The following is a 22,915-nucleotide window of genomic DNA, read 5'->3' as shown; positions in this document are numbered from 1 at the left end:
GACTGAAGGGATATCAAATTGGCGGGGCTCAAGTAGCTCAACGCCATGCTAATTTTATTCTTAACTGTGGGTCGGCAACGGCTAATGATATTTTTCAAGTGATCCGCCACGTTCAAGAGCAAGTCCAAGAGCGGTGGTCGCTATTGTTGGAGCCAGAAGTTAGAATACTGGGAGAGTTTCCGTTATAAAGCGGGCATGATCTTAAGTTAGGGATTACGTACGGTCGGGCAGATCGAAACTTGGGTGGAAACCCTCAACGCTTGTGGAGAGGACGATCTCTACTGATGCTGGAGAAATTCTGTGTCAGCAAGTCGCCTCAACGAATCAAGAATCTCAGTGTCTTTACACATGAGAGTGCCAACAAGTACCAACGGCACACTGTTTTTAATTGAGCATCGCTGAGTAGTTATGACACAATCTGGAAAAGGATTTGGCTTCGGCCTGGGCAAAATGAAAGAACTAACTGAAGCTTTCAAGAAAGCTCAGCAGGTTCAAGAAGGAGCTAAGAAGCTTCAGGAAGAGTTGGATCAAATGGAAATTGAGGGAACTGCCGGCGGTGGCCTGGTTAAAGTTTTTCTCAGCGGAAACCAAGAACCCCGTCGGGTGGAAATCTCCCCTGATGCGCTTGGTGAAGGTGCGGATGTGGTGTCTGAACTCGTCACGGTGGCGATGCTGGATGCCTACACTAAGTCAACCATGACGATGCGGGAAAAAATGGAAGAACTGACTGGTGGACTGAATCTCCCCGGTTTCTAAGTGGTTAGTCAGTAGTCAGTAGTCTTGTGACTAATGACTACTGACTACTAACTTGTTCATGGTTCATGGGAATCGCGAATGGGGAATCGCGAATGGGGAATCGCGAATCCACCAATAACCAATAACCAATAACTACTGACCACTGACTAATGACTACTGATTGCTGACTAATGACTAAATTATTATTTGTGTGCTTAGGAAATATCTGCCGATCGCCTTCTGCAGAAAATATTATGAATCATTTGATTGAAAAAGCGGGTTTGGGAGACCGCATTACTTGCGATTCTGCTGGAACCGCAGGCTATCACATTGGCAGTCCTCCTGACAGTAGGATGGCAGTGGCTGCAAAGAAACGGGAGATTGAATTGTTAGGTGCAGCCCGCCAATTTCAAAGGAAAGATTTTGAGAATTTTGATTTGATTCTGGCGATGGATCGGGAAAATTATCGGAATATTCTCGCTCTTGATAACACTGGAAAATATAAAGAAAAAGTGCGGTTGATGTGCGATTTTTGCCATAAATATGACTTGAAGGAAGTCCCCGATCCTTATTATGGTGGACCGGAGGGATTCGATCGCGTCATCGATTTGTTGCTGGATGCTTGCGAGGGCTTGTTGGAGTATTTGAAGAAGTCATATCAAATCCGGTAACATCGGAATTATTCATCTCTCTTATCTCCCTCTGTGTTCTCTGCGTTCTAGTAAGGTTAAATCATTCCGATGCAGCCGGAAACGATATCAGAAGTCAGCAGTCAATAGTTATTAGTTATTAGTTATTAGTTATTAGTTATTGCCGTCGCCAGCCAGCGAAGTCGAAGGGTTATTTGTTATTGGTGAGGAATTCCCAATTCCCAATTCCCAATTACCAATTACCAATTCCCCACTAAATGGTGTTCCATCGCAAAACGAACCAGTTCTGCACGATTGTTGCTTTCGGTTTTTCTGAACAAGCTGCTGACGTGCTTTTCCACGGTTCGGGGACTGAGGTGGAGCTCAAGGCCTATTTGAATATTAGACAGACCTTCTGTGAGTAAATTCAGCACTTGTTGCTCTCTTTGGGTCAAATTCGGTGAATTTTGGGTAAAAGAAGGGCGATCGCCCCTTTCTGACTTTTGAGTCAAAAAATCTAATTCTCCCGTCTCCTTGACTTGGTGGCGCTGCTGTGTGGTAACAGTTTCTCTCTGGGAAGGCAACGCTTGGGCAATCAGAACGTATCTATCCAACAAAGAGCGAATTACCACTCCCAACTCATTGAGTTCAAAAGGCTTGGCCAGATAATTGTCGCAGCCCATTTGATAGCCCCGAATTCGCTCCTGAGAACTCGTCCGTTCCGTCAAAAAAATCACCGGTAGCAAGCGGAAGGCTGGACGAGTCCGCACTCGCCGCACGAACTCGTAGCCGTCCATTTCAGGCATTGTAATGTCGGTAACAATCAAATGCGGCTGAAATTCCTCTACTAAGCCGAGAGCTTCTTTGCCGTTTTCAGCAGGGATGACCGAATAACCCAAAATTTCCAGGTAATCGTTAATCGACAAGCGAGTCGCAAAATCATCATCAGCAACCAGGATTGTCAATGGCATGGGGGAACTTAAAAATTAAACAGTGAGCATTAAAAATTAAAAATGACTAATTTCACTTTTAATTTTTAATTTTACTGGTTAACTTCCTTTATAGCTTGTAGTCAAAGTAGCAGGTTGCCCAAAATTACCTTCCAAAACAACACCTCGACCATTAGCAGCCAAATGGCGCACAATTTGGTAAATTGTCTCAATTTGCTCTGGCTTGCCGGCTTTTTTGGCTAGTTCGGTGACAGACAGAGGAGTTTCCGACTGTTTGAGAACTTCCAGTACCTGTTTTTGCAAGTCTAATACAGCAGCGGCAGCTTTTTTGCCTGCTTCGACACCTGGTTGGTGATAGGCGTTGACATTCACCAAGGAACCGTAAAAACCTACGGCTCTTTCGTACAGAGCAATTAATGCTCCTACTGTGCGAGGATTTACTTGAGGAATGGTGACAGTAATCGAATCTCGTTGATTTTCCGACAAAGCTTGTCGAGTTCCCTGGAACAAACCCGACAAATAATCTCCCGATGTCACGCCGGTTTCCACCTCTGGAGAAATGCCTTGCCTGTCTTGCAAAACTTCAATAAATGTGAGGAAGAAATTCGGGACACCTTCTCGCAATTGTTGGACGTAAGCGTGTTGGTCTGTTGTGCCTTTGTTGCCGTAGACTGCTATGCCTTGATAAACTGTGTTGCCGTCTAAATCTTTCTCTTTCCCTATAGATTCCATGACTAATTGCTGCAAATAGCGACTGAACAATAGCAGGGAATCTTTGTAGGGGAGAACTACCATATCTTTTTCGCCACGTCCGTTGCAGGCAAAATACCAACTCATGGCTAAAAGGGCGGCGGGATTGTGTTTAATTTCGGTGTTTTTGGTGGCTTCGTCCATGACTTTAGCACCGTCGAGCATTGCCTGGATGTCAATGCCTTGCAAAGCTGCTGGCAAAAGTCCGACTGCGGAGAGTTCGGAAGTTCTTCCTCCTACCCAATCTGCCATGGGGAAGGTGGTAATCCAGCCTTCTGATTTGGCTAATTTGTCTAGTTGGCTGTCTACTCCGGTGATGGCTATGGCTTGTTTGGCAAAGTCGAGTTTTTGGGCGGCGAAGGCTTTTTGCACTTCGATCATGCCGTTGCGGGGTTCGGGGGTGCCGCCGGATTTGGAGATGGTAATTACTAGGGTGCTGACGAGTTTGTCTTTGATTTGGTTGAGGATGCGATCGATTCCTGCCGGGTCAGTGTTGTCGATAAAATGTATGGCTAGGGGCGGAATGTCTGGGGATAAAGCTGCGGAGACAAATTGGGGGCCGAGGGCGGAACCACCGATGCCGATCGAGATAATATCGGTAAATTGGGGAGCGAATGGTGGCTTGATGTCGCGGCTTTGAACTTTATTGACAAATATTTCTATTTGTTGTATCGTCTGGACTATTTCTTGTTTGAGTTCTGGGGTGGGGGCGATATCGGGGTTGCGGAGCCAGTAGTGGCCTACCATGCGGTGTTCATCGGGATTGGCGATCGCCCCTGCTTCTAAAGCTGTCATGTCTTTGAAAGCTTTGTCAAATTTGGGTTTCATTATAGTGACGAAAGCGTCGTCGAAGCTCATGCGGCTGATATCGAGGAACAGTCCCAATCCAGAGTGATAGTAAAGCCAGTCTTGATAACGTTGCCAGAGTGCTGTGGCATCCATAGGAATTCTCTACAATTTTTTTAATGTTCGATCGGCATCATCGGGAATCAACCAATTGTAGTTCAAAACTCACATCTTGTCCTTGTTTCCGTCACAGACTGAACTGCCTGTTCCACAAACAGTGAATTTCTTGTGGGTATGGTATTCGTTTTTTACTTTTTCAAGTATAAATACTTAATGTTGTACAATATACAGATATTAGAATTCAGTTCCTATCTCAGAAACAATCGACTATGCTTACTCTCTCTCCAGAATTACAAAAAAGATTAGCAACTCCTCTGAAAATCGGCGATTTTGAAGTCAACAGTCGGGTGTTGCAATCGCCGTTGTCGGGTGTTACAGATTTAGTATTTCGCCGCTTGGTGCGCCGCTATGCACCGGATTCAATGATGTATACCGAAATGGTGAATGCTACGGGTTTGCACTACGTCAAGCAACTGCCGAGAATTATGGAAGTTGACCCGAATGAACGCCCGATTAGCATTCAATTATTTGACTGTCGCCCAGATTTTTTGGCAGAAGCGGCACAGAAGGCAGTGGCAGAAGGGGCGGATACAGTTGATATTAATATGGGCTGTCCGGTTAACAAAATTACTAAAAATGGTGGCGGTTCTTCCTTGCTACGAGCTCCAGAGACTGCTGAGGCAATTGTGCGGGCAGTTGTGCAAGCTGTAGATGTTCCTGTGACTGTCAAAACTCGCATTGGTTGGACGGACAAAGAAATTAATATTTTGGATTTTGCCAAACGGATGGAAGATGCGGGAGCAAAAATGATTACTGTCCATGGTCGAACTCGATCGCAAGGTTACAACGGCCAGGCAAAATGGGAATGGATTCGTCGTGTTAAGGAAGTTTTATCGATTCCTGTGATCGCCAACGGAGACATTTTTTCTGTTGAGGCGGCGATACGCTGTCTGGAAGAAACAGGGGCGGATGGAGTGATGTGTTCGCGGGGAACTTTGGGCTATCCTTTCTTGGTGGGAGAGGTGGATTATTTTATCAAAACTGGTGTGGAAAAGATAACTCCGACACCAATTGAACGGCTCGAATGTGCTAAGGAACATTTGCGGGCTTTGTGGGAATATAAGGGTGACAGCGGTGTGTCTCAAGCGCGCAAGCACTTAACCTGGTATGCTAAGGGCTTCCCTGGTGCTGCGGAATTGCGGGGCTTGTTGGCGGTAGTAGAAACGGTGGAACAAGGTTGCGATTCGATCGATCGCGCGATCGAGCAATTACCCGCAAGTTGAAACCAGGGAAACCTCGTGGGAACAAAAACAAAGCTCGGCTCTGCGGGCGCAGATTTAACGTATAATTGAAAACTCGTGTGGGGGTAAATATGGACTCATTAAAAGGGCGAGATTTATTAAGTCTAGCAGATTTAAGTATTGACGAATTAACTTATTTGTTAGACCTAGGTGCGAGCCTGAAATCGGGCATGGTGAAGCTGAAACGAAATAAAGTTCTCGGCTTGTTATTTTCTAAAGCTTCAACGCGCACACGGGTGAGTTTTACGGTGGCAATGTATAAATTAGGAGGTCAAGTTATTGACCTCAATCCTAATGTTACTCAAGTCAGCCGTGGGGAACCTTTGGTGGATACAGCCAGAGTATTAGACCGATATTTGGACGTTTTAGCGATTAGGACTTTCGACCAAAAGGATTTAGTAACTTTTGCTAATTATGCAAAAATACCTGTAATTAATGCGCTGACTGATGACGAACACCCCTGTCAAGTATTGGCGGATTTAATGACAGTAAAAGAGTGTTTTGGGAAGTGGGAAGGGGTGACTTTGGCTTATTTTGGCGATGGCAATAATATGGCGAATTCGCTGATGTTGGGCTGTGCAATGATGGGGATGAATGTGAGAATTGCTTGTCCTCAAGATTTTATGCCAAATCCTGAGATTGTGGAAAAGGCAAAGGCGATTGCGAAGGGAAAGACAGAAGTGACTGTGACTGCTGATGCCAAAGCTGCTGCTAAGGAAGCTCAAGTAATTTATACTGATGTTTGGGCAAGTATGGGACAGGAAGAGGAAGCGACAAGCAGGATTCCTTTGTTTGAGCCTTATCAGGTAAATGAAGAGTTGGTGGAGTTAGCAGATCCGAATGGGATTGTATTGCACTGTTTGCCGGCGCACCGAGATGAAGAGATTACGGATGGGGTAATTGAAGGGAGTCAATCGCGGGTTTGGGATCAGGCGGAAAATCGGATGCACGCTCAGCAAGCTTTGCTGGCGGCGATTCTCGAAAGCGATTAACAACAGAAAGCAGAAGAGAAGAATCAGAGGAAAGCCAATCTCTCTATCCCAACCTCTTCTCTCTCTGCGCCAAGAGCGCCCTCTGCGGTTAATACAAAAAAATCTAATTCAAAAATAAATAGAATTGCTACAGCCGTTTTCAATTCGATCTAATTGGTGGCAACATTTCGGGAATTGCGATATTGACAGCCGGAAAATGCAGCGGTGAAATCCTCCCATTTTCCCCAAGAATCAATTCGCTTTGATACCCATTTTCAGCAGGTTCTCGAAAAACATGAAGTTGCCGATCGTTCACATTTAATACCCAATAATCGGCAATTCCCGATCGCGCGTAAATTTTCGCTTTAACTTCGCGATCGTAAGTTAAGCTGCTATCTGCTACTTCGATAATCAGATATACCTCTGAAGGAGTTGGATGGTGAGTCGCATAATCCAACGGATCTATTATTACTAAAGCGATATCCGGTTCAGGCTCAGAATTGTCGTCGAGGGCGATCGGATCTTGGGTATAAACAGCAGCCCGATCTCCCAGAAGATTGCGCAGCACGCTAGCAGTACGTCTAGTGGCTGAAGTGTGAGCAGTTCCTTTTGCACTCATTTGGATAATATTTCCTTCAATTAATTCCACTCGCTCCTCTGGGTTAAAAAATCCTATTTCTCCCAGCTTGTGATATTCTTCAACTGTCCATTTGCGGAGCGTGAAAGGGGCTTCTGTGATGAGCATAGTTCCCTCACTAAATTTATAATATGATGTGGAATAATTTAATTGTAGCTTAACGGGTTCCCAGGCAGAACCTGGGAACCGATGTCAGCGAGGCTCTTCCTCGTTTGTCGAGTAAAATGGGAGACTCTTCCTCGCCTATCTGCGTTACCAGGCTCTTCCTGGGAACGAGTAGAAAAGACTGAAATCTTTACTACAAATTCATTTTTGCGACCTCACCTGCAACCACATTAACAGTTTGTTGAATTTGAGTTCCATCAACCTTTAACTGATAAGTTCCTGGAGAAAGCTCGATCGCCCCAAACCATCCTTTACCATCCGCCCGCAGTTGTCGCACCTTGCTACTACCATCGATCGCCTGTAATGTCAAGCTCGCACCGTCGCAAGTTCTAGAACACTGTTGCAAATTGCCCGCGATCGCACCCATAGTCGGCCGCGACTTCCAAGGCATATCGGGAATCGCAGCCGGAGTAGGCCACACAGGCTGAGTTTGAACAGTTCTGCCCGTAGCACCGTCAACGTATTGACTAGGGTGGGACAGGGCGTTATAAAACCAATCATTACTCTGGGACACGAATTTCCAGGGCTGACGGGGCAAATCGCCACTACCGCCCGATCGCAGTTCGACATTAGCATAGACGTTGCTGCTAGCGTAGGAATACAGCACCGTGCCTACGACTTGATTTCCTTTGGCAGATGGCGCTTCGGCGCGGCGAATCTGGGCTAGGGTGTCTTCAATGTAGTTGAGATAATTACCAGGTCCGATCGCAATTTGGCGGTTGTATTGGTGGTCTTTAGCGTACTCGATCCAATTATCGTAACCGCGCTTCTGCTGTGGTTTGTATTCCCGCTGATAGGTCATCGGCATCGCCATGTCGATAATACCTTCTTCCAGCCAAGCGCGCCAATCCTGCAAAACTTCTCTGTAAGGTTGCGTTTTATACCAACCTTCATCATTTTTCGGGCCGTCGCCCCAGGCGATCGTCGCCGCCGTCACTTTCACTCGCGGTTTAATCGCCAGGGCTTCTATATATAGCTTCCGCACTAATTCCGTTACTCGATCGCGCCGCCACTGCATCCAGGCGGTATCGCTTGGTTTCGGTGTACCAGTGCGCCCAGTTTGCTGGTTAAAACGGGCGATCGCCGTCGGATTGTAGCCCCAATCCGGCCCGCCATAGCGCACGTAATCCAACTGTACGCCGTCCACATCGTAGCGCTTCAGCAAGTCCAAATAGACGGAAACAGTATAATCCAAGGCATCTGGATGGCCAGGATCGAGAAAACCTTTCGATTCCCCACCGTAAGTCAGCATCGCCCAATTGTCCCTTCCTGGAGCATTTGGTCCGTGTTGTTGCCAAATGTGATTGGGAGGAAGTTTACCGCCGGAAACTACTGGTAGCGTTACCATCCAAGCGTGGACTTCCATGCCTGCGGCGTGGGCTTTGTCAATCAAATCTTGCAGTGGATCGAAACCGGCTGGAACGTTAGGATCGAGGGTGCGTGGTTCGATCGCACTGGTGTAAAAAGCATCACCACGGCGACGAACTTGGGCGACAATCGCATTGGCGTTAGCCAGTTTAGCATCTGCAATCAATTTGGTGACTTCTTGAGGTGTTTTGAAGCCCGGATTAAATGCGTCCACCCAGAAAGCTCGAAATTCCGAAGTTTGGGTTTGTGGGGGGGGATTTGCTATCGCGCGATTCGGAAACCAGTGTGATAACCAGCCTGGAGTCAGGAGAAAACTGATTGTTAAGCCGATCGAAAACAGGCTTGACAAAAAGAATGTTTTGGATTTACGCATCAGAATTGTGTGAGAGAGCGTTTAACTGTCTGTTACGGACTATTCGTTTGAGAGTCCGGTTGACATTTTCGCACAATGTTATATTAAGTGGGCAAATAAGTAAAATCCTTATTGCAAAACACACGGTATGCAGGAAAAGGCGATCCTGCCTCTTACTCCCTTCCCCGTAGAAGATTTTATTTACTTCCTCTTTCTTCCTTCGTGTCCTTCGCGTCTTCGCGGTTCAATAACACTCATCCAATTTAGGCGAAAATAAGCTCAAGTAGAGATAGACTTTTTCTCAACAAATGATATCACCACATTTTCCAACACGAACCCTTCCGGCTGACAAAAACACAACTGCCAGCAATCTCCTAGAAAGAGTAGACTTGTTGCGCCCAGAAGCAACCCGGAAGTTGCAACAAAGCCAGAGAGGAGAAAAAGGACAATTTTTAACACCTTCATCCGTGGCAGTTTTAATGGCGAGAATGTTTGAATTTAACTGTCCCGATATATCGCTGTTAGATGCCGGTGCTGGTATTGGTTCGCTGCTAGCAGCAGTTGTTTGCGAGCTATGTCAGCGCCCCCAAAAACCTCGCACCTTGCACATTACAGCTTATGAAATTGACATTATTTTGATTGAGTATCTCAAACAAACTTTAGACTGGTGCAGTATAGAATGTCAAAGTGCAGGTATATCTTTTACCTACGATATTCGTCAACTTGATTTCATTCAAGACGCTGCGGATATGTTACATTCCAATCTATTTATACAGACGCTAAGGTTAGAATTTACAAATGCAATAATCAATCCTCCGTATACCAAGATTAATGCTAAATCCCAAGTCCGAAGTTTGCTTCGTTCTATAGGAGTAGAAACCAGTAATCTCTACGCTGGTTTTATAGTTGCCACCGCTCACTTACTCAAACCAAAGGGTGAATTAGTATCGATTACTCCGCGTAGCTTTTGCAACGGTTTATACTTTCGAGATTTTCGCAAAGTATTGCTAGAAATGATGGCTTTACGTCAATTACACATCTTTGAATCGCGACGGTTGCCCTTTGCCGATGATGCTGTTTTGCAAGAAACTATTATTGTTCGCGCTATCAAACAAATAGAAAAGCCAGATACTGTACTTATAAACTCAAGCACAACTGGTGATGATGACCTAATTTCCTCTCACTCACTGCGCTATGACGAGCTAGTCAATCCTAGTGATTCAGAACAATTTATTCGTATTTTGCCAAATTCTATAGACCAAAAAATAGTCTATAAAATGGCACAATTTAGTTCCACTCTCAAAAAACTATTTTTAACAGTTTCAACAGGCAAGGTTGTTAATTTTAGGGTTTTATCTGAATTGCGAATAGAACCAGATTATGGTACTGTTCCGCTGATTTATCCCGCCCACTTTTCTGCTGGTTATGTTGAATATCCCACACTAACGAAAAAACATCAAGCTTTAGCAGTTAACGATAAAACTGCTCCTTTGCTCGTTCCTAACGAACATTATGTTTTGGTCAAGCGTTTCTCATCTAAAGAAGAGAAAAAGCGAATCGTGGCAGTAGTTTGGGATGCTGACAAAATTAATAATTCTAGGGTGGGTTTTGAAAATCATTTGAATTACTTTCACAAACAGGGACGCGGACTAGACCTCATCCTCGCGCGAGGATTGGCAATTTATCTGAATTCCAACCTTGTAGATGGGTTTTTTCGACTCTTCAGCGGGCATACTCAAGTCAATGCTACAGATTTGCGGAGTTTGAAGTATCCTAGTCTAGAGCAATTACTCTTACTTGGTAATCAAATGGGAGAAATATTTCCGACACAATGCGAAATTGACGAACTTGTCGAAAAACAACTACTGAACGCAATAAATTAGTTATAAAATCACCAAATGACTAGCGAAAATCACATCAATGAAGCTTTAGAAATACTTGCAGCACTTGGCTTTACAATCCAGAACGTCCGGTGAATAGTCCAAAAACGGCATATCAGATTGAAGAAAGTGCTTTAGAGCTACTGCGAACTTACGGGAGTTCTGATTGGGATAAAAATGTCCGCACTTACCTCGCCTCTGTCGAAACTCTCAAACAAAGATATGCACAAGAGCGAGAAATGGCTCGGATTCCAATTACCATCGAAGGTGATATCAAAACTCTTTCGCCCGGAGGTCATAACGTCTTAATATCAAAGATTGTGAGTGAGTTTGCTTCTCGCTTTACTCCGGCTGGCAAGCTGCTTTATGTCGGAGATACAGATGAAAAATTTGCTCATTTCAACGAAGCATCGCTCACTGCATTAGGAGTGACAATAGATGCTCACGGTAAGATGCCAGATGTAATTGTTCACTTTACGGAAAAAAACTGGTTGGTATTGATTGAAGCTGTGACTTCCCACGGGCCCATTAATCCAAAACGTAAAGCTGAACTAGAAAAGCTTTTCAAATCTTCCACAATTCCTCTGGTGATGGTGACAGCTTTTCTCAGTCGCAAAGCAATGGCAGAATATTTATCTGATATTGCTTGGGAAACTGATGTTTGGGTAGCAGAAGAGGCTACTCACCTGGTTCATTTTAACGGTCAGCATCTGTTACAGGCTTATTCGACAAATCAAAGCATTTCTGAGGCGCAATGATGCTAAGATACAAAGCTTATATTGCGGCCGTTGGTATCGCAATGCCATATACTGTGATGCAAGCGGTTTCAGTGACCGGAAAATGCCGATCGCACTCAGTAAATCTCATAAGCAACTAGGTAAAATATCTTGGCAATGGAAAAAAAACATAACGCTGGATTGTGGGTATCAGTATTGTATTTCGCCCAAGGTCTCCCTTACACCGTTGTTAATTTAATGTCGGTGATTTTTTTGAAAGGTTTGGGAACCAGCAACGAACTGATCGGATTGACAAGTCTTTTGTCTTTTCCTTGGGTGTTAAAAGGTTTGTGGGGCCCCGTAGTTGATTTGTATTCAACTAAGCGCAAGTGGATTTTAAACATGGAAATCCTTTGTGCTTTTTTGTTCGCTTTCCTAGCTTTTGGTGTGTTAACACCCCATCCTATCATTATATCGCTGGTCATTTTTACGGCGATCGCCTTTGTTTCGGCTACTCACGACATCGCCATTGACGGATTTTATTTAAACACGCTCAATAAAGACCAACAAGCACTATTTGTCGGCGTTCGCAACACGGCTTATAGAGGTGCTGTCATTGCCGGTAGCGGTGTCTTGGTTTTCTTGGCTGGTAAACTAGCAGAACAGTATTTAGTGACGGGAAATGGTACCGATACCAAAGTATATCAAGACATTCAGTTATCTTTTTTGGGTTCGTCTTTTAACGTGACTGCCCTTAGCTACGGATGGGCGACAGCTTTTGGCATTTGTGCCATTATGTTTGTGCTGATTTATCTGTTTCAACGGTGGTATCTGCCCTATCCTAGAAATTATGCGGAGGAAGCGGGCGCACCTCGGCAAACCACCAGTTTTCTGGAGTCATTTATAACCTATTTTCAGCAAGATAAAATTGGTTGGATTGTCGCTTATGTCTTGATTTTTCGATTGGGCGATGCCTTGACTTTTAAAATGGCTCCTCCATTTTTAATGGATAAAGTGGAAAAAGGAGGATTAGCAGTTTCTACCTCGGATATGGGCTTGTTATCTGGTACTTTAGGGGTAATGTTTCTGTTAGTTGGAGGGCTGTTAGGGGGCTATTTGATTGCGAAACAAGGACTGAAAAAATGGATGTGGCCGACGGCTATTCTGCAAAATTCTACTAACGTGCTGTATTGGCTGTTGGCAATCAATCAACCGGGGATTGAATGGGCTTATGTCGTAAATTCGATCGAGCAATTTACCTATGGGCTGGGCGTAGCGGCCTATACAGTGTTCTTGATGCGGACTGTCCGCCCTGAATATGAAGCCTCCCATTATGCAATTACCACCGCCTTCATGGCCGCCGGAGTGCTGATTCCGGGGGTTTTTAGTGGCTACTTGCAGGCGAATCTTGGCTATCAAAATTATTTCTTGATGAGTGCACTGGCTGTGATTCCAGGTATGATGACAATCTTCTTTTTGCCACTAGAAGATGAATCAAAATTAGCACCTATGCCAAGACCTGGACTGGACGATCCAGATTAATTTAGTAAAGGGCAGGCTGGTTGCCTGCCACACAATCAATATTTGGGGAGGTTTCTATTAAATGGAGATGAAATCCCTAGCTGTCAGAGTGTTGGCTTGAGGACCAATGAAACTGGCAAGAACTTCACCAGTGCTGGTAAATTGGATCAGAGTTGAAAAATCGCTGGCATTAACTGTCAGTTGGTTAAAGGTAAGACCTTTGGTCAAACCGATTAAATCTTCACCCTGTTGAAAGTCGATTATTGTGTCAGTACCAGCCCCTATTCCTAACACGAACACGTCGCGTCCCGCGCCGCCAATTAACAGATCCGAACCGACTCCCCCAACGAGGGTGTCGTCGCCTGTATCCCCGTTTAAATTATCATCTCCTTTGCCGCCGAATAGCTGGTCATTACCACTACCGCCAGTAATGATATCATTGTTACGATTGCCAGTGAGAGTATCGTTTCCCCCGTTGCCAACAATCACATCGTCCCCGGCAAAACCGGAGGCTGTATTGTTGGCATCGTCGCCTACTAAGTTATTAGGTTGAGAGAGAGCTAGAGCAGCTTGCATTCCACTAATAATTCCCAAAAAAGAGGCTCCGGGTGTGAGTCTCAATTGCTCTGTGGTGCTGCGTGATTTCAGTGCTGCTCCCTGTGCTGGTAAGGCAAAATCTAAGCCAGCTAACAACTCTAAATAGTCGGAATCTGTGAAAGTAAAGTCAGGGCTGCTCAACTGGTTGACCGAGATTTCTGTCTGAATTAAACCTGGAGGGGGAGTTGTTAAGAGGCCTGATTGACTATGTTTATCTAGGACTAAGAGTGGATTGATAACCGGATCGGTAAATGTTTGTAAAATAACTTTTCCGGGCAGAAAAGCTTCTCCACCTAAACTCACAAAGTCGCCACTGACAATGTAGTGAGTTACATTTTTGCCTGCGCCCGCTTTTTGGGTAAATGTATTGACTGTATTTCGAGCAATTCCGGGGGAATTGAAAGTGACAACATCTCCGATCGCGGATGTGAATTCGGTGGCTGCTAGCTGGGTTAAAGCACCGCCCAAGCTGTGTCCCAGAACGTCTGGTGGCAAGCGGTTTGGGTTTTTTGTGGTATCTTGACTGATTTGTGTCAGCCAATTTCCTAATGCTTGTTTGTTGGCTTCAAATTGGTTGAAACCCACACCGCGCGTGTCTCCGAGTGCAACATCGTCGATCGCCGTATCACCGCCCCGAAATACTAAAACTGGCGGTTTGTCTGGGGTGGTGGAGATTAAGCCGATCGCGTGAAATCCGGTGGCTGGATCGTCGAAGGTGCGATCGATTCGATAGCCCGCTGCGGTTAAACCACCTTGAACTACAGATTGTAACTGGGGGTTGTCATCTATATAAACTAATCGCTTGGCTATAGTTTCGTAAACTGCGGGGGAGGAAGGCATATTTTTGTTATTTCCTGTATTTTGATTGGGGATTGCTGTTGGAGCTACTTAATTAAGTTTACACTAGCGATCGTTTAAGTAGAAAAAAGATGCAAGAAAGAAGAAAGAATCAGCAAGAAGGAACTATGTTCAGACAGCAAGCTTTTTAGTCACCTGTATCTTGCATTTAATTAAGTAGATTTACTTATGCACAATTTTCACTTGGGACAAGAAGGAATGGTGTGTCAATCAGGACTTTAGTCATTATCGCTCCCGATGATGAGGACTAAAGTCTTCACTAGGAATCAGAAATTATCTAAATCTGGACAAAATCTGGCCGCGAAATCTGACTGGCAGATACGCCAGTAATATTAGCAAGAATTTCGCCATTATTCAGGAGACTAATTAAAACTCCGTCATTACCTTGAGTAATTTTAATCTGAGCAAAAGTTAGACCCCGCGATAGTGCAATTAAATCTTGAGAGTCTTCAAAGTCTACGATTGTATCTGAGCCCCCACCGGATTCTAATACAAAACGATCGCGTCCACTGCCACCAATTAAAACATCGTTGCCCAACTCGCCTGCAATCAAATCGTCTCCGTCGCCTCCGTTTAAATAATCGTTATTTCTGCCGCCGTATAAGAAGTCGTCTCCGCCACCGCCAGTGATACTGTCGTTACCTCTATTACCCCTGAGAGTATCGTTACCGCCGTTGCCGATAATCGTATCATCTCCACTGCCCCCGGTGGCTGCATTGTTGCGATCGTCTCCTAATAAATAGTTTGGTTGTAGGGGAGCTAAACCAATTTGAATTTCTTTGATGAGTTCCACCAAAGAGAATTCTGAAGCGGTTCTCAAACTTTCTGCACCTGCTCTGGTTCTGATTGCTATTGACACTTCTGGTAGGGCAAAGTTCATCGCCGCTATAAATTCATTAAAATCGGAGTCGTTGTTATAGGTAAATTCTGGACTGTTCAAGTCTTCTACAGCAATTTGCCTTTGGAAAAAACCTGCGGGGGGATTAGTGAGCAGCTTTTCGGAACGATGCTTGGCTAAGACAGTTAGTGGCTCAATATTGGGGTCTGTAAAAGTTTGAACAAATACTTTTCCTGGTAAAAATTGTTCGCCAAACAGGCTGATGATATCTCCGCTGACGATGTAGTGATTAACATTTTTGTTGCCAATTCTGGTCAGATTTTTATTGAAAGCATTGACTGTAGTCTTTGAGACTCCGGGAGAGTTGAAAGTAAATATATCCCCAGTAATCGAAGTAAATTCGGTGGCGACTATTTGAGCTATAGCACCGCCTGCACTGTGACCGATCGCATCTGGCAATAACTGATTGGGATTTTGAGATTTATTTTTCCCGATTTCTTGGAGCCAGTTTTCGATCGCATCTTTGTTGTTTTCAAATTCGGCAAAACCAATGTTGCGCGAGTCGGAAAATATAGCATCGTCGCCGATAAAGTCGGTGCCCCGAAATACCAGAACGGGGGGGGTTTTGGGATCTACTGCACCGAAGCCGATCGCATACAGACCTGTTTGGGGATCGTCGAAGATGCGATCGATATAGTAGCCGTTAGTGTCCAAAAAACGCGCCACTAGATTTTGCGAGTCTGGTCGATCGTTCAAATAAACAATTGATTTGGCTAGAGCTTCATAAACCGCAGGGGAGGAACTCATAATATTATGTTTGGTGTTTGTTGGTATTGATGACCGCCCAGTCAGCGACCTAATTGTGCATTTAAATTAATTATAACCGATCGCATTTATATGGTATACTTTAAATTATCCAGTTCCAAATTAAGATTTTTGCGCTTATGACTATCATTCGTCAATACATTGCTCCATTGATAGCGGTATTAGTATTTTTCGCTGCCCTCGTAGCAGTCAGCGCTCGCATCTTTTTGCCGGCTGACATGGCGGCCCCAGCACCGATTGAGGAAGTGAGTCAACAAAAGCAAGCGGCCTCGGTGCATCAGATTTTGTTGGGCTTCAACTATTCCCCGAACTGTGTTGGCTAATCAGATGTCTGGGGATCTGATACCGGGCTATAGGCTGCGATCGGGTTCTGGACTCGATCGGGCAATTTTGGTAAAGTTTATGCACCGGACCTACGGAGAGCTTTACCCAGATGGGGAATTGGGACATTTGGCTCAAACCGTTGAGCAATATTTTTCCAAGCAGACGCCGCTTTGGTTGGTTGAGTGTCAGAACAACATGGGGGAAGAGGAAGCAAATTTATCGGCACTTCCGTCTTCTCAACCAAAGCCGAAATCTCAAGTTCAAAATCTCAAATCCGCTGTGGGATGTTTGTGGTTGGGAAATGCGATCGACCAATGCAGCGGGGAACGCTACTCTCACATTTTTCTGCTTTATGTATCGCGGGAACACCGCCGTCTGGGAATCGGTAAGTCCTTAGTTAATCATGCGGAAAATTGGGCAAAAAAAAGGGGCGATCGACAAATTGGTTTGCAAGTATTTATCAGTAATCAGCCAGCATTGAATCTTTATCAAAAATTAGGATATAAAAGTCATTCCCTCTCGATGATAAAATCTCTATAATTGGTTAGTTGTTATTCGTTATTCCTGATTGGGGGCAGACAACAGATAACTGCCAACCCATAACCGCCAACCCATAACCGCCAACCGACAACCGCCAACCGACTGAGTTGCCCAGGAGCATCCTCAGTGCAGTAAAGTTTTTTTATGCACAATAACGACTACCCGATCGCCATTGATACTGACCTGGAACTGGAAAGCTATTTGGATCAACTCGACGAATCCGAACCCCCGCTGCCAGATCCAGAGGAAATGCTCCTTTTGCTCGAATCTCCAGAAGCTCAGCACCGAATGACGGCGGCGCGGGCTTTTTGCGAATTGCAAGACGATCGAGCAATTCCACATTTAATTATTTTGTTGAGAGACGGCTGCCCCTTAGTGCGGGTGAGCGCGGCCTATGCCTTGGGCAGAAATCCGAGTCCCGATGCTGTGGAACCCCTGATTGACCAACTAAACCGCGATTGGAACGGTTACGTTCGCAAAGGAGTAGTTTGGGCTCTGGGCAATTGCCGGGATCATCGCGCTTTAGTACCTTTAATTGATGCTTTGAAAACTGATATTTCAGCGGTGCGTTTGTGGGCTGCCAGTTCCCTCGGTCAGATGGCAAAGGTTGGTTACTATGTGGTGATTGCTGCGATTCCGCCGTTGATTCAATCGCTGCGGCGAGATGCTGTGTCTGCTGTGCGAAGTAATTCTGCTTGGGCGATCGGGCAACTAGCCCGCGAATTGCCGAATAATGTAGTGTATGCCGGGGCGATCGATGCTTTGATTGAATCTTTAGAAGAAGACGAAGATATGGGCGTGCGAGAAGATGCTAAATCTTCGCTGTTGCGAGTCGGCGATCCGCGCGGTTTGCAGATAATTGAAGACTTAGAGATGGAAGGAATTTTGTGAGATAATTAGTACAATAAAACACTATAGCCCTTCTCAGTCATCTTCACCTTCTATGGTTGCCCAACACTTTTACATCTCCCCCGAAGACTACCTAGAAGCTGAGCGTGTCAGCCCCATCAAGCACGAGTACCGTCGGGGGCGTGTCTACGCGATGGCTGGGGCTAAAAAACCCCATGTGGTTCTCAGCTCAAATTTGAGTCGGCTTTTAGGTAATCATCTGGATTCAACTCCATGTTTAGTGATGGCATCGGATATTAAGGTGAGGCTAGAAACGGCAGACTGTTACTATTACCCCGATGTTGTTGTGACTTGCCATCCAGAGGACATCACGACCACCGAAGATTTTATCCGCTACCCTAAACTGATTATTGAAGTGTTATCAAAATCTACGGCAAATTTTGATAGTACGGAAAAGTTTGCCGATTACCAAACCTGTTCCACATTAGAAGACTATGTGTTAGTCAGCCAGACTCAGCAACAAATCGTTCATTACACCCTTAAGGATGGTCTATGGCTGCGACATGAAGTGACAGATAGAGTAGGGGTAGAGCGATCGCAGTTTCTCTATTTGCCTAGTGTGGATTGTGAGTTAACTCTGCCAGATATCTATCGCAAAGTACCAGGTTTTGAAGCCTAGATAGATATACTCACCACCCGCTTCCGCGAACAAGAAAAGCCGTCCTAGAACAACGGGGTTTTAAACCCAGTTTTCTGATAAAAAAGGATGCTCCCCTCAGATTTCGGATAAGTCCTAATGCTAATCTAACAAGTCAGGTTCCCGACGCACTATCATATCTTGACACTCCCTGGCCTAAAGGCGCAGGGATTCTTGGATCAGCCAGTCGATTTGCTCGTTGATGCTACCACCAGCGAGTAGAGATCGGTCTGTCCCCGAGCGTGAATTTCGGTGTGCCCCACCGTATTTAAATTAATTTTTTCCTGCTTCAACCCTTTAACCAAAATGTTGCGAGCTGCGTTATGATCGCGATCTAATACCGTACCGCAATCACAAATATGGGTTCGAGTTGACAGAGTTTTCCTAACCATGTTGCCACAGTTTGAACATTCTTGTGACGTGTATTCAGGCGCGACCGCACTCACGGTTTTACCGTACACTTTCCCAAAATATTCCAACCAGACAGCAAATTGTGACCATGCTGCATCACTAATTGATTTAGCAAGCTTGTGGTTTTTCACCATATTCCGCACTTGAAGGTTTTCGTAGGCTACAAAATCGTTAGATTTTACCGCGCACAACGCCGTTTTTATGGCGAAGTCTTTACGCTGCCGACTAACCTTCAGGTGTTTTCTTCCTAACTTGTTGAGCGCTTTTTTTCGACTTTTAGAACCTTTCTTTTTCCGAGAAACTCGCGAATGCAATCTCTTCAAAGCTTTCTCGCTTTTTCGGAGATACCGAGGATTGGCAACCGTTTCGCCGTCGCTGTCAGTATAAAAATGGTTCAACCCAACATCTATATATTTTGTGATTGGTAATGGGGAACGGGGCATTGGGAATGGGGAATTGGGCCTTGGGAATTTTCTTCTTTTTGCCCTCGGACTTCTTTCCATCCGTTACATTCCTTACATAATCCGTTGCCGAACTTCTTCGCTGAGGCGTAAACCTGCGATGTTTTTGCAGTCAAAGGTGGCGTTGTTGCCGGGGTGGCGTTCGATTAATTCGATGATTTGTCCGGCGGGGTTTTGCAGGAACCACTGAGTTAACAAGCTGGAATTTAGAGGCTGCTGGGATAGGGGTTTGAAGTTTTTATTTTCCCATATTATAGCAGCATTTTGCACGTTTTCAACTCGAATCGCGACGTGGTGAACTGCTTCTAATCCTCTTTGTTGTTGGAAGCGGTATGTTTGGTCGCCTGCTGCGTGGGGTGCATCTAATACGACTAAGCCGCCGGCTGGCATTAATAAGGTCATTAAATGCAGCCACAAATCCGAGGGAATATTAATGTTTTCTGCACAAAAGTTAATGGGAAATAAGTCTGGTCCTTCGACTGTTTTTGCGCCGAATGGGCGGAAAGATTGGGCGTATTTTTCTAAGGCTGTGCGACTGGGAAATGTGATGACAAAGTGGTCGATCCAAACAGGTTCTTCGTACAGGTTTGTCTCAAAATTCCAGTTGGTTAAAAATTCAGGAGTTGTAAATTCTGGGTGGAGTTCCAGTAAGCCATTTGTTTCGATGAAAGGTGAGTCAAAATGGCATTCAAAGTTGCGATGGACTTCTGGGGTTTTCAGCTTTAACTTTTTCATGTGTTTGACCCGATGTTGACTAGGCAAAACTGCGAATTTTTTTTACAGGCTGAACAGGATGCACAATTTATGCGTTCCATATTAAAATTAACACAAATTTTAATATTTGCCAGTAATTCGCCTGTTCATGTGCCGATCGCATTTCCAGCCAGCCACGCCGTAGTCCAAGCACTTTGGAAGTTGAAACCACCTGTTACGCCGTCGATATCCAAGATTTCCCCAGCAAAGTAAAGTCCCCGACAGCGGCGACTTTCCATTGTTTTGAAATCGACTTCTTTTAAGTTAACGCCCCCACAGGTGACGAATTCTTCCTTAAATGCGCCTTTTCCTGTTATCTGATATTCGCCTTGGACCAGCTCTTGGAGGAGTTTGTCGAGGGTTTTATTGGAGATATCGGCCCAGCGTTTTGGCTCGTCAATGCCGATCGCACTTGTCAAACGTTCCCACAGGCGACGCGGAATCGGAAACGGACAACTAGAGACAACCAATCGGTGGGACAACTGGGACTTCACCCCTAACAATTGCTGTCGCAAAACTTCTGGGTTGTACTGCGGAAGCCAATTTATTAATACAGGAGTGCGATAATGGCGATCGTGCAAAAATCTAGCACCCCAAGCCGAAAGTTTGAGTACAGCAGGCCCACTCACACCCCAGTGAGTAATTAATAAAGGTCCGGTTTGTTCTAATTTTGCTCCTGGCAATTTTACCTTAGCATTAGCAACAGAAACTCCAGCTAAATCTTGAATTCTGCTATCATAAATGTTAAAAGTAAATAGAGAAGGAACAGGCGGTTCGATGGTGTGACCTAAATCTTTTGCCCACTTGAAACCAGAGGGATTGCTACCAGTAGCCAGAAGCAGGCGATCGCACTTTAATTGCTCCCCCGACTTCAACTCAATTTCAAACCTAGGGGCGGTGTCCCCGCGGTCAGTGAGCGAAGCCGAACTGTGCGGGCCCTCCCCGATATCCGAGGTTAATTGCTTGACCGAAACTACCGCATCACCAGTGCGAATTTGCACCCCAGCATCCTCAGCGGCCCGGATCAAACAATTAACAATTGTCGCAGAATCGTCTGTCACCGGAAACATTCGCCCATCTGCTTCAGTTTTCAATGTAACAGAATGACTAGCAAACCATTCGACAGTATCCCGCGGTTGAAATCGAGTAAATGCACCGCGTAGAGCTTTCCCTCCTCTGGGGTAATTCTGTACTAAAATAGCGGGGTCAAAACAAGCATGAGTTGCGTTGCAGCGGCCCCCACCAGAGATGCGAACTTTTGCCAGGAGTTGCCTCCCAGCTTCTAATAAAGTGACGCGGGCTTGGGGGTACATTTTAGCACAGGTAATTGCACTAAAAAACCCCGCTGCACCGCCGCCGACCACTGTAATTTTAAGGCTTCGATTGGACAATTCTTTTCTCGCTTATGCTGGTTCAAAATCGGATTTTTTTGCCCCGCAAGTGGGACAAACCCAATCATCGGGGATATCCTCAAAGGCAGTACCGGGAGCTATTCCCGATTCCGGGTCGCCGACTTCTGGGTCATAGACGTAATTGCAAATTGTACAGACGTATTTTTGCATTGATCCACTGAGTTTGAACTCGTAAATATCTATATTGTACTTGACAAAGTAACATTAGTATTATAATGATACCAATTTTAAAAAAGAATGCAACAGTAGTCCTGTCCCTCCCCTTTATAAGGGGGGGGTTAGGGGGGGTCAATTAGGGGGGGTCAAAGATTGTTACACGATTTTAGATAAATGGTATAATTTTCCCATAGCACCCTTCTTTAGGCAAGTTTTCAACTATTACACATTCAGTTTTTCCCAATCTACCATCTAAAATTGCACAAGCCCCCAGAACCGAAGTTCTAGAGGCTAAACTCTATCTTTTATTAATTTACCACTTTCTGGGAACTAGACTTTGACTAAAGGCTTGGTCCAAACGCCATGTTCGTCTTCTTCGTACTGCTGATGAATAGTTTCCCATGCGGTGTGTTCCGCTTGTATAGAGTCTTTGCTTTCATCAAAGGCGGCGTTGTAGGATTCCATAAATGTTTTTTGAGCTGCTTCCGACAGGTGCGATCGCACTTCTGGAGACAAATCTGCCGGACTACTACAACGACCTGTGCAAGCTCGTGGCAGTGTCATTTCGCTAATAGCTATTTCTTCGCCACCCGCACTTTCTAATAATAGTTGAAATTCCCCACTTCTGTCGGCCGGAACTTCTGCCATTACCAGGAATTCTCCTGCTTCCACGCGGGTTTGATAAATAGTTGCTTTGTCTTCGGGCATTCCCAAAGCGACTAAGGCCGAGACTAAACCAGCACCCGCAGAACCGGCGATCGCCCCACTAGCTGCACCCAACAATACAGCACCCAAGGGGCCCGCCGATACTACAGCACCGACAAAGGGAATAAATAACACGCCAACACCTGTTAGCAAACCCAAAAAAGAACCGAATAACGAACCAAAAATTGCCCCACTGCGCAAACCACCTAAAATTACATCTTTTTTAGTCAGAAACCCAGCAATTTTAGTTTTGGACTGAAAATTTTTCCCCATTACTGAAATGTGGTCGCGGGACACACCGCGATCGAGCAGCCGTCTAATCACACCGTCTAATTGTTCTTCTTCTTTAAATACGGCTGACACTGTACGTTCTGCTAAATATGCTTCTGTCATTTTTCGGACCTTCAGTTTTGGTTGATTAGTTACGATTTTTAGTATATGATTACATCCTAGGCTAATCGCATCGACCTTGAGATAGAGGTCTCTAGCTAGCAGTTCTCTGGGTACTCTATCAAAGGAGTTAAAATTTAATTAAGCTGATTCAACCTGTCAGAGCGTGGTTTTTCTGAAGATTTATATAGTAGAGTAACTCAATTTTTATAGGTTAA

21 protein-coding genes and 2 pseudogenes are annotated in these 22,915 nt (G+C 45.1%); 12 read left to right on the top strand and 11 right to left on the bottom strand.

The features are described 5' to 3' along the window. The 3 genes and pseudogenes from AAFP11_RS12510 to AAFP11_RS12500 form a co-directional block, all read left to right on the top strand. Positions 1-188, top strand: a pseudogene (locus AAFP11_RS12510) (UDP-N-acetylenolpyruvoylglucosamine reductase); the annotation flags it as partial. 220 nt (positions 189-408) lie between these two features. Continuing rightward, complete coding sequence (locus tag AAFP11_RS12505) at positions 409-756, top strand: YbaB/EbfC family nucleoid-associated protein (protein ID WP_340518952.1); 348 nt, start codon at positions 409-411, stop codon at positions 754-756. Between the two features lie 170 nt (positions 757-926). Then, positions 927-1,406, top strand: a complete 480-nt coding sequence (locus AAFP11_RS12500) for a low molecular weight protein-tyrosine-phosphatase (protein ID WP_340521300.1) — start codon at positions 927-929, stop codon at positions 1,404-1,406. A 218-nt stretch (positions 1,407-1,624) separates the two neighbouring features. Here AAFP11_RS12500 and AAFP11_RS12495 read toward each other — a convergent pair whose 3' ends face one another. Further along, positions 1,625-2,335 carry a response regulator transcription factor gene (locus tag AAFP11_RS12495; protein WP_341737369.1) on the bottom strand — a complete coding sequence of 237 codons (711 nt, stop codon included), beginning with the start codon at positions 2,333-2,335 and terminating at the stop codon, positions 1,625-1,627. 78 nt (positions 2,336-2,413) lie between these two features. Further along, a complete protein-coding gene (locus AAFP11_RS12490; RefSeq protein ID WP_341737368.1) occupies positions 2,414-4,006 on the bottom strand; it encodes a glucose-6-phosphate isomerase in 1,593 nt (530 codons plus the stop codon). A gap of 233 nt (positions 4,007-4,239) precedes the next feature. Between AAFP11_RS12490 and dusB the strand changes: the two genes are divergently transcribed. Beyond that, on the top strand, positions 4,240-5,253 hold the full coding sequence (gene dusB, locus AAFP11_RS12485; RefSeq protein WP_341732985.1) for a tRNA dihydrouridine synthase DusB: 1,014 nt from the start codon (positions 4,240-4,242) through the stop codon (positions 5,251-5,253). A gap of 89 nt (positions 5,254-5,342) precedes the next feature. Next, positions 5,343-6,263 carry an ornithine carbamoyltransferase gene (gene argF, locus AAFP11_RS12480; RefSeq protein WP_341737367.1) on the top strand — a complete coding sequence of 307 codons (921 nt, stop codon included), beginning with the start codon at positions 5,343-5,345 and terminating at the stop codon, positions 6,261-6,263. Between the two features lie 139 nt (positions 6,264-6,402). On the opposite strand, the gene AAFP11_RS12475 is transcribed toward argF, so the two are convergent. Together AAFP11_RS12475 and AAFP11_RS12470 are read right to left on the bottom strand one after the other, a co-directional pair. After that, positions 6,403-6,987, bottom strand: a complete 585-nt coding sequence (locus AAFP11_RS12475; RefSeq protein ID WP_341737366.1) for a Uma2 family endonuclease — start codon at positions 6,985-6,987, stop codon at positions 6,403-6,405. Between the two features lie 190 nt (positions 6,988-7,177). Beyond that, positions 7,178-8,785, bottom strand: coding sequence for a family 10 glycosylhydrolase (locus AAFP11_RS12470; RefSeq protein ID WP_341737365.1), 1,608 nt, complete (start codon positions 8,783-8,785; stop codon positions 7,178-7,180). A 287-nt stretch (positions 8,786-9,072) separates the two neighbouring features. Between AAFP11_RS12470 and AAFP11_RS12465 the strand changes: the two genes are divergently transcribed. From AAFP11_RS12465 to AAFP11_RS12455, 3 genes are all read left to right on the top strand, one after another. Continuing rightward, positions 9,073-10,647 carry an Eco57I restriction-modification methylase domain-containing protein gene (locus AAFP11_RS12465; RefSeq protein WP_341737364.1) on the top strand — a complete coding sequence of 525 codons (1,575 nt, stop codon included), beginning with the start codon at positions 9,073-9,075 and terminating at the stop codon, positions 10,645-10,647. A gap of 89 nt (positions 10,648-10,736) precedes the next feature. Beyond that, the gene (locus AAFP11_RS12460; RefSeq protein ID WP_341737363.1) at positions 10,737-11,402 is read left to right on the top strand and encodes a BsuBI/PstI family type II restriction endonuclease; all 666 of its coding nucleotides are present in this window, start codon (positions 10,737-10,739) and stop codon (positions 11,400-11,402) included. A 135-nt stretch (positions 11,403-11,537) separates the two neighbouring features. After that, positions 11,538-12,902, top strand: coding sequence for an MFS transporter (locus AAFP11_RS12455; RefSeq protein ID WP_341737362.1), 1,365 nt, complete (start codon positions 11,538-11,540; stop codon positions 12,900-12,902). Positions 12,903-12,959: 57 nt separating this feature from the next. Here the strand turns inward: AAFP11_RS12455 and AAFP11_RS12450 are convergent, their stop codons facing one another. Both AAFP11_RS12450 and AAFP11_RS12445 read right to left on the bottom strand, forming a co-directional pair. Next, positions 12,960-14,318, bottom strand: a complete 1,359-nt coding sequence (locus AAFP11_RS12450) for a calcium-binding protein (RefSeq protein ID WP_341737361.1) — start codon at positions 14,316-14,318, stop codon at positions 12,960-12,962. Positions 14,319-14,613: 295 nt separating this feature from the next. Further along, positions 14,614-15,981, bottom strand: coding sequence for an Mbeg1-like protein (locus AAFP11_RS12445; RefSeq protein WP_341737360.1), 1,368 nt, complete (start codon positions 15,979-15,981; stop codon positions 14,614-14,616). Between the two features lie 137 nt (positions 15,982-16,118). Here AAFP11_RS12445 and AAFP11_RS12440 point away from each other — a divergent pair, with 137 nt between their 5' ends. The 4 genes from AAFP11_RS12440 (at position 16,119) to AAFP11_RS12425 (ending at position 18,391) form a co-directional block, all read left to right on the top strand. Continuing rightward, positions 16,119-16,322 carry a hypothetical protein gene (locus tag AAFP11_RS12440; protein WP_341737359.1) on the top strand — a complete coding sequence of 68 codons (204 nt, stop codon included), beginning with the start codon at positions 16,119-16,121 and terminating at the stop codon, positions 16,320-16,322. Positions 16,323-16,326: 4 nt separating this feature from the next. Then, positions 16,327-16,863 carry a GNAT family N-acetyltransferase gene (locus AAFP11_RS12435; RefSeq protein WP_341737358.1) on the top strand — a complete coding sequence of 179 codons (537 nt, stop codon included), beginning with the start codon at positions 16,327-16,329 and terminating at the stop codon, positions 16,861-16,863. 144 nt (positions 16,864-17,007) lie between these two features. Then, on the top strand, positions 17,008-17,754 hold the full coding sequence (locus AAFP11_RS12430; RefSeq protein ID WP_341737357.1) for a HEAT repeat domain-containing protein: 747 nt from the start codon (positions 17,008-17,010) through the stop codon (positions 17,752-17,754). A gap of 52 nt (positions 17,755-17,806) precedes the next feature. Further along, positions 17,807-18,391 (top strand): Uma2 family endonuclease, encoded by a 585-nt coding sequence (locus AAFP11_RS12425; RefSeq protein WP_341737356.1) that lies wholly within the window; start codon positions 17,807-17,809, stop codon positions 18,389-18,391. 197 nt (positions 18,392-18,588) lie between these two features. Here AAFP11_RS12425 and AAFP11_RS12420 read toward each other — a convergent pair. From AAFP11_RS12420 to AAFP11_RS12400, 5 genes and pseudogenes are all read right to left on the bottom strand, one after another. After that, positions 18,589-19,230 (bottom strand): annotated as a pseudogene (locus tag AAFP11_RS12420) (transposase); the annotation flags it as partial. A gap of 105 nt (positions 19,231-19,335) precedes the next feature. Next, positions 19,336-20,016, bottom strand: a complete 681-nt coding sequence (locus tag AAFP11_RS12415) for a hypothetical protein (RefSeq protein WP_341737355.1) — start codon at positions 20,014-20,016, stop codon at positions 19,336-19,338. Positions 20,017-20,141: 125 nt separating this feature from the next. Continuing rightward, positions 20,142-21,425 carry an NAD(P)/FAD-dependent oxidoreductase gene (locus AAFP11_RS12410; RefSeq protein WP_341737354.1) on the bottom strand — a complete coding sequence of 428 codons (1,284 nt, stop codon included), beginning with the start codon at positions 21,423-21,425 and terminating at the stop codon, positions 20,142-20,144. A gap of 12 nt (positions 21,426-21,437) precedes the next feature. Then, positions 21,438-21,596 carry a rubredoxin gene (rd, locus tag AAFP11_RS12405; RefSeq protein ID WP_341737353.1) on the bottom strand — a complete coding sequence of 53 codons (159 nt, stop codon included), beginning with the start codon at positions 21,594-21,596 and terminating at the stop codon, positions 21,438-21,440. Between the two features lie 336 nt (positions 21,597-21,932). Then, positions 21,933-22,700 carry a ChaB family protein gene (locus AAFP11_RS12400; RefSeq protein WP_341737352.1) on the bottom strand — a complete coding sequence of 256 codons (768 nt, stop codon included), beginning with the start codon at positions 22,698-22,700 and terminating at the stop codon, positions 21,933-21,935. Positions 22,701-22,915: the final 215 nt, after the last annotated feature.

It is taken from the genome of Microcoleus sp. CAWBG640, from assembly GCF_020883015.1.
Classification (GTDB): domain Bacteria; phylum Cyanobacteriota; class Cyanobacteriia; order Cyanobacteriales; family Microcoleaceae; genus Microcoleus; species Microcoleus anatoxicus.
The sequence above is the reverse complement of the archived record's forward strand: the minus strand, read 5'-3'. Positions and strand labels throughout refer to the sequence as shown.